The sequence below is a fragment of the Hymenobacter terrigena genome (genome assembly GCF_054776515.1).
Map to the genome: position 1 here is coordinate 157,660 of NZ_BAAHBU010000002.1, position 15,877 is coordinate 173,536.

Here is a 15,877-nt window from a genome sequence, read left to right on the forward strand (position 1 = left end):
GCCGCCCCTACCCCGCCGCGCTCGTCTTCTCGAACTCGTCCAGCTTGGCGATGGTGGCCGAAATATTCTCCGCAAACATGGTGATAACCGCGCCTTGCGGGGCCGTTTTCAGGACGTGGTCGATGGCGTCGGGCTCCTTTTCGATGTAGGTGATTTTCAGGTCGGGCTTGTCGAGGCGCAGGCCGCGCTCCATGATTTCCTTAAGGAATTCGGCCGACTTGCCGCGCAGGTCGCGGTCCTGGCGCAGAATCACTTCGTCGAAGATGCGGCCGGCGATGCGGGCGAAGCCCAGCGTGTCTTCGTCGCGACGGTCGCCCAGGCCCGACACGATGCCGATTTTGCGGGTGGCTGGCGTGGCTTCCATGAACTCGGCGAATTTGGTGATGCCCGCCGTGTTGTGGGCGTAGTCCACCACCACCTCGAACTTGGGGAATTTGTAGATATTCATGCGGCCCGGCGTCTTCGTAGCAGAGGGGACGAAGGTGCGGAAAGCCGTTTTGATGTCGTCGCTCTCAAAACCAGCCAGGTAGCCGGCCAGACCCGCCGCCAGGCAGTTCTCGATATTGAAGCCCGCCCGCCCCTCAAACGTCACCGGAAATTCGGCGGCCCGGTCGATGCGCAGCTTGTAGCTGTTGCGGTAAATGGTCACGTAGCCTTCCTCGTACACGGCCGCCACGCCGCCAGCCTCCACGTGCTCCAGAATGCGCGGATTTTTCTCGTCCATGCTGAACAGGGCCACGCGGCAGTCCACGGTGCGGGCCATTGCATACACCAGGTCGTCATCGGCGTTGAGGACGGCCCAGCCGTTTTTGCGCACCGTCCGGGGCAGCACGCCCTTCACGGCCGCCATTTCCTCCACGGTGTAAATGTCGCGCATACCGAGGTGGTCGGCCGCCACGTTGGTCACCACCGCGATGTCGCAATTATGGAAGCCGAGGCCCGAGCGCAGCATGCCGCCGCGCGCGGTTTCGAGCACGGCGTAGTTCACGGTCGGGTCTTTCAGCACGAACTCGGCGCTTTGGCCACCGGTGCAGTCGCCCTTTTGCAGCTGTACGCCCTGGATGTAGATGCCATCGGTGGTGGTGAAGCCCACTTTGTAGCCCTTGCTGGCTACCAGATGCGCGATGAGGCGCGTGGTGGTGGTCTTGCCGTTGGTGCCGGTCACGGCGATAATTGGGATGCGGGCCGTGCTGCCGCGTGGGAAGAGCATATCCACCACCGGAGCGGCCACGTTGCGCGGCAGGCCTTCGGCCGGCGAAATGTGCATACGGAAGCCCGGCGCGGCATTTACTTCAATCACGGCCCCGCGGCTTTCATTGAGTGGCACAGCGATATCTGTAGCCATCAAATCAATTCCGCAGATATCAAGCCCCACGATGCCGGCCACGCGCTCAGCCAGCAGCACGTTGTAGGGGTGCATCTGGTCAGTCACGTCGGTGGCGGTGCCGCCGGTGCTGATGTTGGCTGTGCTTTTCAGGTAGATTTCTTCGCCGGCCGGCAGCACCGACTTCAACGTCAGCTTGCGGGCCTTCAGAATGTCCAGTGTGTGCTTATCGGCCTTGATGCTGGTGAGCACCTTTTCGTGGCCAATGCCGCGGCGCGGGTCCTTGTTCACCTCATCAATGAGCTGCTGAATAGTGCTCTTGCCGTCGCCGGTCACGGCGGCCGGGGTGCGCTTGGCAGCAGCAATGAGCTTGCCATTCACCACCAGCAAGCGGAAATCGAAGCCTTCGATAAACTGCTCTACAATCACGGCCCGCGAGTACACCTGCGCGGCTTTCAGGCCCTCGACCGCATCCTTCCAGTTCATGATGCGGATGGTGGCGCCCTTGCCGTGGTTGCCGTCCAGCGGCTTGGTCACGATGGGGAAACCCAGCTCGTCGATAGCATCGCGCAGGCCCGCCTCGGAGTATACCGTGGTGCCGCGCGGAACGGGCACGCCCGCATCGTTGAGCATGGCCTTGGTGCGGTTCTTATTGCCGGCCACTTCCACGCCCGCGTGCGAGGTCAGGCTGGTGGTGGTGGCCCAGATGCGGCGCTGGTTCACGCCGTAGCCCAGCTGAATAATGTTGCTGTTCTTGAGCTGGATGTAGGGAATGTTGCGCGAGGCGGCCTCGGCCACAATGCTGTAGGTGCTCGGCCCAAAAAACTCGTCTTCCCGAATTTCGTGCAGCTCGGTGATGATGGGTTTCAAGTCCACCTTTTTCTTTTTGCACACGGCTTCCACGATTTCCACGGCGGCCTCCATGGCGCGGCGACCGGCACGCTCCTCTTGGTAGGCAAACACCACATACTCCACCCCTTCTTCATGCGCCGGGTAGCTTTTGCCCCAGTACACCGGCATGGCGGCCTGCCGCTGCAATTCCAGCGCCACGTGTTGGATGACGTAGCCCAGCGGCTCCCCGTCATTCAGCGCCTCCAGGGTCAGGGGCTGGTGCTTGGCGGCTTGCTTGCCGCTCATGCCGCCCGGCTGCACGGTCCCAATATTCGGAAACAACTTCATCAACCGTCCGGCAAATCCCGGCACGGCATTCGACCACTGCCCGGCAAACTCCTGCAAATCAACTTTGGCAACAATGAGCTTGTGGTGCTTCACAGACCAGTAGCTCGGCCCGCGCATGGTGCGGAGGTCAACAATCTTCATAAGGGGATGGGTGGTAAAAGACAAGGTTCAGGCGCAAGTACGGCCAATGGCTCAGCTTGGCTACGAAATGTAGGCATAATGCGCCCAAAACCTGCCGCGCGGCCCGCCGGGCACGAAAAAAGCCCCATCGGCCGGGTGGCAAATGAGGCTTTTCGCAACAATAATCAGAGGTGACGGGCGGATTCGAACCGCCGTAGGAGGTTTTGCAGACCTCTACCTAGCCACTCGGTCACGTCACCAGTAGTGGTCTTTTGGGAGCGCAAAGGTAGCGAGGGCTTTTGGCGTAGGCAAGGTTTTGACACAAAAAAAGCCCCGGCGCATGCGCCGGGGCTCCTTTCTGCAACTAAGCTAGGCGGTTAGGCTTTGGCTTCGTCGTCTTTTTTGTCGGCAGCGTCGTCACCGGCAACCAGGCCTTTGGCCTTGTCCACCAGGTCGCCGGCTACTTCCGAAGCCTTGTGGAAAGCTTCCGAGTGCGTCACGGCGTCCACGGCGTCCGAAGCAACGTGCTTCACGGTGTCGAGGGCAGCAGCGGCAGCACCGCTGATGCTGGCCAGCAGGCCACCTTCCTCAGCCGCGGGAGCAGCCTCAGCTTTCGGAGCGGCTTCGGCCTTGGGAGCCTTGGCAGCAGCGGCGAGCTTCTGCTCACCGGCCTTGCGCTCGTTGCCCATCATCTGGTCGCGCAGGGCGCTCAGGGCGTCGAGGTCGCCGAGGGTCGACTTCTCTTCCGGCTTCTTCAAGTCGCTGATTTTGCCTTCGCCCTGGGGCTCACCCGCTTTGGCGTTGGTTTTCTTCTTGAACTTGTTGTTGCGGCTGTCGTCTTCAGCGGCGGCTTCCTTGTTGTAAACGGCCGTGTGCGAGAGCACGATGCGGCGGTCGTCCTTCGAGAACTCCGTTACGCGGAAGTCGAGCGACTCACCGTTTTCAGCGGTCGTGCCGTCCTCTTTCACCAAAGACTTGGGGTAAGCGAAGCCCTCGATGCCGTACGGCAGCTCGAGTACTGCGCCACGCTCCGACTTCTCGGTGATGGTAGCCTTGTGCACCGAGCCGGGGGTGAACACCGTCTGGAAGGTATCCCAGGGGTTTTCTTCCAGCTGCTTGTGGCCCAGGGCCAGGCGGCGAGCGCCGAGGTCCAGCTCCAGAACAACTACGTCCAGCTTATCGCCCACCTTCACCATTTCGGAGGGGTGCTTGATTTTCTTGGTCCACGACAGGTCGGAAACGTGCACGAGGCCGTCCACACCTTCTTCCAGCTCAACGAACAGGCCGAAGTTGGTCAGGTTGCGCACGAGGCCGCTGTGCTTGGTGCCCACGGCGTACTTGTCGGCGAAGTCGCCACGGGTCCACGGGTCTTCGGTCAATTGCTTGATGCCGAGGCTCATCTTGCGGTCTTCGCGGTCGAGCGTCAGAATCTGCGCTTCTACCGTGTCGCCCTGCTTGATGAAGTCCTGCGGGTTGCGCAGGTGCTGGCTCCAGCTCATTTCCGATACGTGAATGAGGCCTTCCACACCGGGTACCACTTCCATGAAAGCGCCGTAGTCGGCCACGTTCACGATGCGGCCCGATACTTTGGAGCCCGGCTGCAGGTCGGCCGGCAGCGAATCCCACGGATGGGGCGTCAGCTGCTTCAGACCCAGGCTGATGCGCTTCTTGGCTTCGTCGAAGTCCAGAACCACGATGTTGAGCTTCTGGTCCAGGGTCAGCACTTCGCTCGGGTGAGCGATGCGGCCCCACGAGATGTCCGTGATGTGCAGCAGACCGTCGACACCGCCGAGGTCGATGAACACGCCGAAATTGGTCATGTTCTTGATGTTGCCTTCCAGAATCTGACCTTTCTCCAGGTTGTTCAGGATGGCCTCACGCTGCTTCTCGAGGTCTTTCTCGATGAGTACTTTGTGCGAAACCACGACGTTGTCGAAAGCGGAGTTGATTTTCACCACTTTCACTTCCATGCGGCGGCCAACATAAATGTCGAAGTCGCGGATGGGCTTCACGTCAATTTGCGAGCCGGGCAGGAAGGCCTCTACGCCGTCGAGCTCCATGATGAGGCCGCCTTTGGTGCGACGCTTCACTACGCCTTCCAGAATCGTATCCAATTCCAGAGCGTCGTAAATAGCCTTCCAGGCCTGCTTGATTTTAGCCTTCTTGCGGCTCAGGATGAGCTGGCCGTTGATGTCTTCCTGGTCTTCGATGAATACCTCCACCTCGTCACCGATTTTCAGGTCGGGCAGGTCGCGGAATTCAGTAATCGACACAAGGCCGTCCGACTTGAAGCCGATGTTCAGGATTACGTCGCGGTCGGTGATGCCTACCACGGTGCCCTTCACTACTTCTTCTTCCTGTACGGTCGTCAGCGTGTCGCCGTACATTTTCTCCATCTCAGCACGCTGGTCCGAAGAATAGTTACCGCCGAAGCCAGTGGCTCCAACGTTGTCCCAATCAAAATCGTCAACTAATTCAGTTGCCATAAATACTCTGCGGGCTTCTATGTAAAAGCGCAGCGGCCGAAGCCCAGGCTGCTACGCCGTTGCTTTTGAACCTCTTGCTGTTAAGGCGCAAGGCCCGCCACCTTGGCGGGGCCGCAAAGGTACGGATTTTCAAGCGGTTTTGCTAGTCCTGACTTCACGTGTAAGTGTCTATAACTTAATCACGGGGCCAATTTCTTTCAGGAGTTTGACTCAAATGCCAATCAGCATGTTCTTGCTCAGGATTGATAATATCGATTATATCTTCTACTCGAAAAGGAATTTCAGCGCCAAATGATAAATAAAAGTCGCTGTCGACATCGCAGCAAGCAGGTTGGTTGTCCAAAAGGCCAATAAAGCCATCGGATAATACTTCGCTCACCATTACCCACATGCGTTCCCCAACTACTTCGAGTTCTCCTGCTTCATTTTCTACTTCGATATCAAAAATTAGCCTAGCTAATTGACCGCGTTGCAAGTTTTGGCGCTCATGCAGCGGAGGAATCCAAAACGACTTAGGGTTCTTATGGTGCGAAGCTTCCGCTGACCGAAGCTCCCAGAAGTCAGTCTTGATAGTTGGGAATCTCATTTTTAGCTGGCGTGAGTAGTTTCTTAGCAAAGGAAGTCTAATGTACCATAAGCATAAGCCACAATCTTAACCCTACGCCGCCAAACCCCCCACAACGCCACGCCCGTAAGGAGAATGTATCAACTCATCCAAAACTCCTTTACCTCATGGCTTATATCAAAGCAGGCAACGACGCAGCCGGGCATCCGGTCCAAATTTTCTACGAAGACTGGGGCCAGGGCGCGCCGGTGGTGCTCATCCACGGCTGGCCACTCGACCATACCATGTGGGAGCATCAGGCGGTGGCGCTGGCTAAGGCTGGCAAACGCGTGATTGCCTATGACCGGCGCGGTTTCGGCCGCTCCTCGCGCCCTTGGGGCGGCTATGACTACGACACGCTAGCCTCGGACCTGAACGCGCTGCTGACGGAACTGGACCTGACCGGCGTGACGCTGGTGGGCTTCTCGATGGGCGGCGGCGAAATTGCCCGTTACATTGGCAACTACGGGCAGGCGCGGGTGGCCCGCGTGGCCTTCGTGAGCGCCGTGACGCCCTACATGCTCCAGACCGCCGACAACCCCGACGGTGTGCCGCAAAAGGTGTTCGACCAGATGCACGAAGGCATTGCGAAGGACCGTTTCGCGTTCCTGGAAAGATTTGCCAAAGATTTCTACGGCCAGAGTCTCATCAGCCACCCCGTGAGCCAGGCGGTGCTCAATTGGAACCAGACGGTGACCACGCTGGCCGCGCCGAATGCGACTGACGAGTGCGTGACTTCGTTCTCGGGTACCGATTTCCGCGACGATTTGAAGAAGGTAACCGTACCCACACTCGTGATTCATGGCGACAAGGACCAGACGGTACCATATCCAGTGAGCGGCGAGCGGACGGCCAAAATGGTAGCCGGCGCTGAGCTGAAGGTGTACGAGGGCGCACCACACGGCCTGTTCTTCACCGACAAGGATAAGCTGACGGCTGACCTGCTGGCTTTTGTCGGCAAGTAAACAGCCTTCAGAAATACGAAAAAGGCCCCGACGCAAATGCGTCGGGGCCTTTTTCATTTGACTGGATACGATGCCTAAGCGACGCGCCCCATCTGGCGCAGGAAGCCGACGTGCGAGGCAATGGCGGTGCGGGTGCGGGCGTAGTTGTTGTACGTGATGTCAAACTCGCTGCATACCTGCTGCACAATTTTGCTGATGGCCGGGTAGTGTACGTGCGAGATTTTGGGAAAAAGGTGGTGCTCAATCTGGAAGTTGAGGCCACCCACCAGCCAGCTAACCACTTTGTTATCGGTAGCAAAGTTGGCGGTGGTGCGCACCTGGTGAATGGCCCATTCGTCTTCTAGCTTGTGGGTGACGGAGCAGGGCACGGGAAAAGCGGCATCCTCCACGGTGTGGGCCAGTTGGAACACCATGCTCAGGACCAGGCCGGCTACGGCGGTGCTCAGCATGAAGCCCGCAAGCCACGGCAGGAAGCCGACCATGTAGATGGGCAGGACCACGTAGAGTAAGAGGTTCAGCACTTTAAACCCCCAGAAGCTGACGTGCTCGCCGGTATTCATGGGCTTGAGGCCGATGGCGCCGATTTGACGGGAGAAGTATTTCTGGTAGTCCATGGCAAAAATCCAGGACGTGTAGAGCATGCAGTAGAGCGCCCAGAAATAGAAGTGCTGGTACTTGTGCAGCGGGTGCTTGGGCTGGTCGGGCGTCATGCGCATCCAGGGCTGGATGTTGATGTCGTCGTCGTGACCCTCGATGTTGGTATAGGTGTGGTGAATGAGGTTGTGCTTGGAGTTCCACATGTAGGGGCTACCGCCCAGCACACCGAGCGTGTAAGCTGCCAGCTTGTTAACCCAGGCGAAGCGCGAAAAGCTGCCGTGGGCGCCGTCATGCATCACATTGAAGCCAATGGCGGCGATGACGCAGCCCAGCAGCGCGCATTCGAACAAAGCCAAACCCCAAGCCGGCGTAAAAAACACCAGATGCACATAAAGGGCAGCCATCAGGCTCACCAATATCCCCCCTTTGAAAATGAGGCTAAAGTCACCAGTCATTCGCTGCCCCGATTCCTCGAAATAGTGATTTATGCGGGTTTTGAGCTCGGTATGAAACGAGCGGGTTGCAGCGAACTTGGGGAGGGCCATATAAGAGTAAGGGGGGAATGAAGGTCAAAGGTACCCCTTCCTAACCCTATACGGCTGAACTTAATTCAGGTACGCGTGCCAGTTCTGGTCGATGGTGCCTGCCGAGAGGCGCAGGAAGCCAGCCAGCGTGGGCTTTTTGGGCTGCTGCCGAATGGTTAAACCTGCTTCATTGGGCGTGTGGTGGCCTTTGGCGTGGTTGCAGCGGGCACAGGCCGTGAGCAGGTTGGTCCACGAAGATTCTCCACCGCGCGAGCGGGGCACGACGTGGTCGAGGGTGAGATTTTTGGTCGAGCCGCAGTATTGGCACTCGAAATGGTCGCGCTTGAAGATGTTGTGGCGGCTCAGGGCAATGCCTTTGTAGGGCACGCGCACGTACCGCTGCAAGCGGATGATGCTCGGCTTGGGATAGGCCTGCGAAATCGTTCGAAGGGTGCCGTCAGACTTGGCCACCATTTCCGCTTTGTCGAGGAACAGGAGCACAAACGCCTTTTGCACGCTGCACAGGGTGATGGCGGTATAGTCGCCATTCAGCACTAACACTTTTTGGTCCATACACGCTTTTGGGCTCGGATAACCCGCCGAAAGCTAGCGGTTTCCGACCAAATAAACAAGCGTGTGGGAGTTAAGTTCAGCGGGATTGCAATAGTAAAAGAACGGTCATGCCAAGCACAGCCGAGGCATGTTCTGTTTTCTCTTCTGCGCTCCCCTCCTACTCCGGCAGCAGGCGCTTTATCAGGCGCAGCTTGTGGCTGTAGCGCTGCCGGTCGCGGTTGTAGATGCCGTTGTGGTCGAGCGGGTCGAGGCGGACTTCGCCGTGGGCGTGCAGAATCTGGCCTTCGTCCATCACCATGCCCACGTGCACGATGCGGCCTTCGGCGTTGTCGAAGAAAGCGAGGTCGCCGAATTTGGCCTGGGCCACGAAATGGACGGGGCGGCCGTGGTCAATCTGCTGGCGGGCATCGCGCGGGAGCTGGATGCCGACCAGGCCGTAGAGCTGCTGGCACAGGCCGGAGCAGTCGAGGCCGAAGATGCTTTTGCCGCCCCACACGTAGGGCGCTTTCAGGTGAAGCAGCCCCACTTTGCGCAGCAGCAGGGCCTGGCGGGCGGCATCGGGCGCGGCGGTGGGGTTGGTGGCGGTGCCGTTGTAGAAGTAGCTGCGCTCGCCGATGCGAACGTTCATGCCATCGAAAAACGGCAGGCGGCAGCCGAGCGTGAGCGGAATCTTGGTGGTAGCGTCGCTCACGGCCTGCACCACATCGAGGGCGCGGGGGTGGTCCTGGGCGCGCCAGGCAGCATAGTACTCGGGCGAAACGGGCGTGTGCTGCTTGAAATCAATCCAGCCCACGTAGTCGTCGGCGGCGAGCTGGACTTGCAGCCAGCTTTCCTGCTTCACCAGAATGTGGTAGCACTCGCCGAAAAGCAGCTGGGTGACGAGTTCGGCCCGGTCGTTGGGCTCGGCGCGGACGGGGACGGCGCTAAGCGCGCAGATGCCGGGATTCAAAATAATGTAAAAATGCGGGTGATGTGGAAATGTGAGAATTAGTCTCAATGAGCGTTTCCACAGACTACAAAGATGCTACCGCTGCCTCAAATGAATCTCTTCAATTATCACATTTCCATATTCCTCACATTTATCACATTCTTTCCATGTCGCGTTTCTGGGCTTTTTCCTTCAGGTCGTTGCGCTTGTCGTAGAGCTTTTTGCCCTGGGCAAGGGCGATTTCGATTTTGGCGAAGCCGCGGTCCGTCACGAACAAGCGCAGGGGAATGATAGTGAGGCCCTGGTCCACGCTTTTGCCGGCCAACTGCTTCAGTTCGCGCTTGTTGAGCAGGAGCTTGCGGGCGCGCATGGCGTCGTGGTTATTGTAAGTACCTAAGGAATAGGGCGCGATGCGGATGCTGTGAATCCAGAGGTCGCCGCGGTGGTCGAAGGTGCAGTAGCCGTCCGTCAGATTCACGTTGCCTTCGCGGATGCTTTTTATTTCGGTGCCCTGCAGCATCACGCCCGCGTCGTACTTGGCCAGGAAGGTGTATTCGTGGCTGGCGCGGCGGTTTTTGATGTTGATGATGACAGGTTTATCGTCTTTGGCCATGGTGGTAATGGGTTGTAGCACCTGCGGTAGCCGGTGCTTTGTTCTGGCGGGCACCCACTAAAGCAGGTGCTGCAACGCCGCGAACGGGGCGCGAAGCTACGCCTACGTGAGCTTCAGGCGCGGGTTGGGGCTGCTGAGCTGGTCGGCAAATTCGCCGGCTTGGTATTGAAAATGCGCGGTCATGGCCACCATGGCAGCATTGTCAGTGCAAAACTGAAATTCTGGGATGAATACCTGCCAGCCCTGGGCCACGGCTTCGGCCTCCAGCGCGGTGCGCAGGCCGGAGTTGGCGGCCACACCGCCGGCCAGGGCCACTTGGGTGAGGCCGGTATCGGCAGCGGCGCGGCGGAGCTGGCGCAGCAGCGTGGCCACGATGGTGTGCTGGATGCTGGCGCAGAGGTCGGGCAGGTTTTCCTGCACGAAATCGGGGTTGGCGGCCACTTCCTTTTTCAGAAAATACATCACCGACGTTTTCAGGCCGCTGAAGGAGAAATCGTAGCCCGGCATGGCGCCCACGGGGAAAGCGAAGCGCTGCGGGTTGCCCTGGCGGGCCAGCTTATCCAGATGCGGGCCGCCGGGGTACGGCAGGCCGAGGAGCTTGGCGGTTTTATCGAAGGCTTCGCCGGCGGCGTCGTCGATGGTCTGGCCGATGACGTCCATTTCCAGCGCCGAGGTCACCACTACCAATTGCGTGTGGCCGCCGCTTACGGTGAGGCAGAGGAAAGGGAATTCGGGCTTGGGGTCGCGCAGGAAGTGGGCCAGGATGTGGGCCCGCATGTGGTTCACGGCCAGCAGCGGCTTATCCAGCGCCAGCGCCAGGGTCTTGGCAAACATGCCGCCTACTAATAAGGAGCCGAGCAGGCCGGGCCCTTGCGTGACGGCCACGGCGTCGAGGTCGGCTTTGGTAATGCCGGCTTCGCGGAGAGCGGCCGTGACGACGGGCAGCATGTGCTGCTGGTGGGCGCGCGAGGCCAGCTCAGGCACCACGCCGCCGTACTGTTCGTGGACTTTCTGCGTGGCCACGACGTTGCTCAGCAGCTGGCCGCCTGCCAGGACGGCCGCGCCGGTGTCGTCGCACGACGACTCGATGGCGAGGATGATGGGATGGGCGAGCATGGATAGCATTCGGATTAACTAACGACAAAAACGGGCACAGCACAGCGAAAAATCAACCGCTTCGAGAAGCGAGACTGGGATAGTGCGCCCGCAAAGTTCGGCCGAAGGAGTTGAACCCCGACCAGGCATTGGCCGTTCCCTTGGCGTGATAGTTGTCTCAGACGACTAAAAAACCGCAACTTTGCGGATTCACCCGCGATTCTCGCATTCAAATCTTCCTGGTCCGGTGCGTCGTTTCTTCGCCATTCTGCTAAAAATACTGCTGGGCCTCGTGCTGCTGGTGGTATTGGCCGTGGTGGGGGCATTGGTGGCGCTGCGCATTCCGAGCGTGCAAACCCGGCTGGCCCACGAGGCGGCCGATGTGCTGACCAAGAAACTGGGCCAGCAGGTCACCATCGGCGCGGTGGATATCCGGCCGTTTTCGCGGGTGCTGCTCGATGCGGTGAGCGTGAAGGACCGGCGCGGCGGCGAGCTGTTCAGCATTGGGCGGGCTGATGCCGATATCGCGCTGTTTTCAGTGTTCGACCCGCGCCACCTGCACATCGCCACGCTCACGCTCAATGAGCCGCGGTTCGAGCTAAAAAACCTGCCCGGCCAGCCCGATTCGACCACTTTCAGTCAGTTTATTCGGGCGGTGAAGCGGCTGATTGGGCCATCGAAGGACACGGCAAAGTCGGCGCCCTTTGATTTTCAGATTGCTGCCGTGGCCCTGCGCAACGGGCACTTTGCCATTGAGAAAGGCGACGTGCCGCACGCCAAAACCTACGGCCAGAGCATCGACTACGACCATCTTTTAGTTGATAGCATCTACGCCGACATCTCTAAAATCCGGCTCGAAGACACGCTGCGGATGCGCATCAGCCAACTGCACGCCGTGGAAACGCCCTCGCGGACGCCGCTGCGCGAAATCACGGCGGACATGACGTACGGGCCGCATTTCTGGGAATTCAAGGATTTGAGCCTGCGCGTGGGCCGCAGCCAAATCAAAGATTATGTGCGGTTTGAGTTTCGGGTTTTTAGCAATTTCACCGATTACAACGACTCGATGAAGACCATTGCGCACCTGCGCAATTCGAAGGTCTACTCGGACGACATTGCCAAGTTTGCGCCGCAGCTAAGCGAAATGCACGAGTCGGTGGCTATTTCGGGCGATGCCACAGGCTACGTGCGCGATTTCAAGGTGAACAACCTGGATGTGCACTACGGCAGCGGCACCCACATTGTGGCCAAGCGCGCCCACGCCGACGGCCTGCCTAATTATAAGGAGAGCTTCATCGACCTACGCCTGCTGCCGTCGGTGGTGGTGGCCAATGATTTGAAGAAGTGGCTACCGCCCGCAGCCAACAAGATTGTGCAGCGCCTGGGCACGGTGAAGTTGCAGGGCCAGGTGCTGGGGTTTTACAATGACTTCGTGGCCAATGCCTCGTTCGACACAGCGCTGGGCTTTGTGGCAACAGACGTGAACCTCAAAACCAAAACCGACCTCACGCACGCCACTTACGAAGGCACCGTGCATTCCAATGCCTTCCAGCTGGGCAAGTTCCTCGGCGACGAAAGCATCATCCGGGACGTGACGTTGAACGGCAAGGTGTCGGGCGTGGGCTTTTTGCCGCCCTTTGCGCGGGGTCAGGCCGAGCTAACGGTGCCAGCCATCTGGCTGAACGGCTACCGCTACCACAACATCGCCCTTAATGGCGACTTTCACCAACAGTCGTTTAACGGCCACATTACGGTGAACGACCCGGCTGTGCGCCTTGTGGCCGACGGCCACGTGGACCTCGACCGCGAGCACCAGGACGTGGACATTAAAACCAAAATTGACCACGCCAACCTGCGCACGCTGGGCCTGATGAGCCAGCCGCTGACCGTGTCCACTACCGCAGACGTGAAATTTAAGGGCGTGCAGCTCGATTCGCTCATTGGCCACGCCTACCTGCGCCACTCGCGCTTCGCTCTGGAAGGCCGCAAGCTGAATCTTGACACGCTGGACGTGGTGAGTACCCGCAACCGCCTGAATCAGCGCCGGGTAATGCTGCGCTCGGAGGCGCTGAATGCTAGCCTGGCCGGCACGTTCAACACGTCGGATGTGGTGCGCGATGTGCAAACGCTCATCGCCGAATACCGGCTCAACTTCGAGAGTAACCCCGCCGCTACGGCCGACTACTACCGCCGCAAGCGCCAGCGCACGCTGCCGGTGTATCAGGTTGATTTGCTGCTGAATTTGAAAAAAGCCAATCCCCTGCTGACGCTGTTCGTGCCTGATTTGCGGGTGGCCGACGGCAGCCGCATCGACGGCTCGTTTCGGAACGGGGCCACGTCGATTTTCCAGCTGGGCGGCCACCTCGACAGCCTGCGCTACGGCCCGGTGCGCACGGTGAACGACAACTTCGACTTCCTCACCTCCAAGCTGCCTTACAAGCCCGACATTCTGGCCCAGGCCAGCATCACGAGCGACCGGCAGGTGCTGCCGGGGCTGGGCCGCACCGAAAAATTCATTGTGGAAGGCGTGTGGGACCAGCAGCGCATCAATTTTTCGACCTCGCTGGCCCAGACGGGCACCACCAACAAGGCCACCATCAACGGCTCGCTGGGTTTCTTGGCGCGGGCAGTGGAGGTGATTTTCCGGAAGTCGGACGTGCATTTGCTGGATAAGGACTGGACCATCGCGGAGAATAACTCGGTGCGGATTTCCAATTATGGCAAGGAGTTCGATATCAAGAACCTGACGTTCAGCAACGGCGAGCAGTTTGTGGGCGCGCAGGGCTTCATCTCGCCCGATGCCAGCCAGCCGCCGTTGCAGCTGCAAATCAAGGACTTCGAGCTGGCCACGCTGAAGACGCTCACCGGCCAGAACCTGGCCGGCCGCGTGAATGCGCAGGGTACCGTGAGCGGCGTGTACGGCCCGCTGGCCATCAGCACGACGCTGGGCGTGGACTCGCTGAAATACGACGGCACGCTGATTGGCCAGGTGGCCGGGCGCGGCGACTGGGACAACGCCGCCGGCAAGCTGCGCGTGAACATGGACGTGGCCCGCGCCGGCCAGTCGGTGCTGACGGTGCTGGGCGACATCGCCCCGCAGGACCAGACCAACCAGTTCAACCTCACCGGTACGCTCAACGACGCGCCCATTGTGCTGGCGCAGCCCTTTCTGGGCTCGCTGTTCAAGAACCTGGGCGGCACCGGGCAGGGCGAGCTGCGCCTCACGGGCCTGTTTGGCGCGCCGAATCTGCTTGGCCACGTGGACGTAAGCAACGGCCGTCTCACCTTTGGCTACCTGGGCACAACCTACACGTTTGCTGACCGCATCAGCTTCACCAACAAGTCGATAGAATTCCGCAACATTAAGCTGCGCGACGTGCTGGGCAACACCGGCACCGTGGATGGCATTGTGACGCACCACGGCTTCAAGGACATGAGCCTCGACATCGCGGCCACTTTCCGGAAGATGCAGGTGCTCAACACCACGCGCAAGGACAACGAGCTGTATTTCGGCACGGCCTACGCCACCGGCACCGCCCGCGTGACGGGCCCCACCGACGACCTGGACGTAACCGTGCGGGCCAGCAGCGAGGCCGGTACCCGCGTCTCGCTTCCCCTCGACAACGCAGCTAAGGCCGAGAAGGCGGGTTACATCAAGTTCGTAAATAACAACCCGGTGGGCGATACCGTCATCACGAAAAAGGCCGTGGCGGTGGCCGCGCAGGACAAAGTGGATTTGTCGGGCATCAAGCTTAATATGAACCTGACCATTACGCCGGAGGCGTACATGGAGATTCTGCTCGATGAAAGCACGGGGGATGTTATTCGCGGCTCGGCCGCCGGGCAGCTGCGCATGGCCATTGACACGCGCGGCGAATTCAATATGTATGGGCAGGTGGAAATTGTGCGCGGCGCTTATAATTTCACCCTGCAAGGTTTGATTAACAAGGAGTTTGTGGTGCGCCCCGGCGGCATCATTTCCTGGAACGGCGACCCGCTGGCCGGCGAGATGAACGTGACGGCCACCTACACGCAGCGCACTTCGCTGGCCCCGGTGCTGGGCTCTGGCTCGTCGGGCAGCGTGGCGGTGGTGCCCGTGACGGCCGTGATGACCCTGACCGGCCCGCTGCTGCTGCCGGCCATCAAGCTCAATCTGGAATTCAACGACACGCCGGGTACGCTCCAGGGCGATTTGGCCGCATTCACCACTTCGCTGCGCAACGATGAGCAGGAGCTCAACCGACAAGTTTTCAGCCTATTGGTATTTAAACAGCTTTCGCCGCCGGGCTCATTTGGCAACACCATTTCCATTCGGGGACAGGACAATACCGCGTTCAAAAGCCTGGGGCAGGTGCTGAGTACCCAACTCGGCCTGCTCACCTCGCAAATCGACCAGAACCTGGAAATCGATTTTAACATCAACGGCATCACCGCCGAGCAGCTGCAGGCCCTGCAGGTGCGGCTCAGCTACTCGTTCCTGAACGGGCGGCTTCGGGTGACGCGCGAGGGCGGCTTTACCAGCAATGCCAACCTGGTAAATAGCACCACGGGAGGCACCTCCACCGTGCCCATAGGTACCGGCAATACCGCCGGCCAGGCATCCCTGCTTGGGGACCTTAGCCTGGAATATTACCTGCGCGCCGATGGCAAGTTCCGGGCGAAGCTGCGTTACGAGACAACCCCGCGCGACCTGGAAACCATAAACCAGCCTAGGGCGGGCCTCTCGCTGCTGCACACCGAGCAGTTCAACTCCTTCGGCGAGCTGTTCACCCGCAAGAATCCCAAAAAGAAGGAACGCAATACCCAGAAAGCCCGCGAAGGCAAGGAGGTGATGAACGTGGACGACGACCCGCGCACGAATCTGTAGAA

The 15,877-nt window shown here is 59.6% G+C and carries 10 protein-coding genes and 1 tRNA gene; 2 read left to right on the top strand and 9 right to left on the bottom strand.

Annotated features, from left to right (window positions below):
* Positions 1–7: 7 nt before the first annotated feature.
* The 4 genes from cphA to ACYU7Q_RS07665 all read right to left on the bottom strand — a co-directional run bounded on the left by cphA (position 8) and on the right by ACYU7Q_RS07665 (position 5,695).
* Positions 8–2,644 carry a cyanophycin synthetase gene (cphA, locus tag ACYU7Q_RS07650; protein WP_460608856.1) on the bottom strand — a complete coding sequence of 879 codons (2,637 nt, stop codon included), beginning with the start codon at positions 2,642–2,644 and terminating at the stop codon, positions 8–10.
* Between the two features lie 168 nt (positions 2,645–2,812).
* A tRNA-Cys gene (locus ACYU7Q_RS07655) sits at positions 2,813–2,883 on the bottom strand.
* A gap of 117 nt (positions 2,884–3,000) precedes the next feature.
* Positions 3,001–5,109 carry a 30S ribosomal protein S1 gene (gene rpsA / locus ACYU7Q_RS07660; RefSeq protein ID WP_460608857.1) on the bottom strand — a complete coding sequence of 703 codons (2,109 nt, stop codon included), beginning with the start codon at positions 5,107–5,109 and terminating at the stop codon, positions 3,001–3,003.
* Positions 5,110–5,284: 175 nt separating this feature from the next.
* The gene (locus ACYU7Q_RS07665) at positions 5,285–5,695 is read right to left on the bottom strand and encodes a hypothetical protein (RefSeq protein ID WP_460608858.1); all 411 of its coding nucleotides are present in this window, start codon (positions 5,693–5,695) and stop codon (positions 5,285–5,287) included.
* Between the two features lie 146 nt (positions 5,696–5,841).
* Between ACYU7Q_RS07665 and ACYU7Q_RS07670 the strand changes: the two genes are divergently transcribed.
* Positions 5,842–6,678, top strand: a complete 837-nt coding sequence (locus ACYU7Q_RS07670; RefSeq protein WP_460608859.1) for an alpha/beta fold hydrolase — start codon at positions 5,842–5,844, stop codon at positions 6,676–6,678.
* Positions 6,679–6,752: 74 nt separating this feature from the next.
* On the opposite strand, the gene ACYU7Q_RS07675 is transcribed toward ACYU7Q_RS07670, so the two are convergent.
* The 5 genes from ACYU7Q_RS07675 to tsaD all read right to left on the bottom strand — a co-directional run bounded on the left by ACYU7Q_RS07675 (position 6,753) and on the right by tsaD (position 11,029).
* Positions 6,753–7,820 (bottom strand): fatty acid desaturase family protein, encoded by a 1,068-nt coding sequence (locus tag ACYU7Q_RS07675; RefSeq protein ID WP_460608860.1) that lies wholly within the window; start codon positions 7,818–7,820, stop codon positions 6,753–6,755.
* Positions 7,821–7,880: 60 nt separating this feature from the next.
* On the bottom strand, positions 7,881–8,372 hold the full coding sequence (locus ACYU7Q_RS07680; RefSeq protein ID WP_198067922.1) for an HNH endonuclease: 492 nt from the start codon (positions 8,370–8,372) through the stop codon (positions 7,881–7,883).
* 157 nt (positions 8,373–8,529) lie between these two features.
* Entirely contained in the window at positions 8,530–9,321 is a 792-nt protein-coding gene (locus tag ACYU7Q_RS07685) for a C40 family peptidase (protein WP_460608861.1), read from the bottom strand.
* Between the two features lie 133 nt (positions 9,322–9,454).
* Positions 9,455–9,913 carry an SsrA-binding protein gene (gene smpB / locus ACYU7Q_RS07690; protein WP_460608862.1) on the bottom strand — a complete coding sequence of 153 codons (459 nt, stop codon included), beginning with the start codon at positions 9,911–9,913 and terminating at the stop codon, positions 9,455–9,457.
* Between the two features lie 102 nt (positions 9,914–10,015).
* Positions 10,016–11,029, bottom strand: coding sequence for a tRNA (adenosine(37)-N6)-threonylcarbamoyltransferase complex transferase subunit TsaD (tsaD, locus tag ACYU7Q_RS07695; RefSeq protein WP_460608863.1), 1,014 nt, complete (start codon positions 11,027–11,029; stop codon positions 10,016–10,018).
* Positions 11,030–11,255: 226 nt separating this feature from the next.
* Here tsaD and ACYU7Q_RS07700 point away from each other — a divergent pair, with 226 nt between their 5' ends.
* The gene (locus ACYU7Q_RS07700) at positions 11,256–15,875 is read left to right on the top strand and encodes a translocation/assembly module TamB domain-containing protein (RefSeq protein ID WP_460608864.1); all 4,620 of its coding nucleotides are present in this window, start codon (positions 11,256–11,258) and stop codon (positions 15,873–15,875) included.
* The last annotated feature ends 2 nt before the right edge of the window (positions 15,876–15,877 follow it).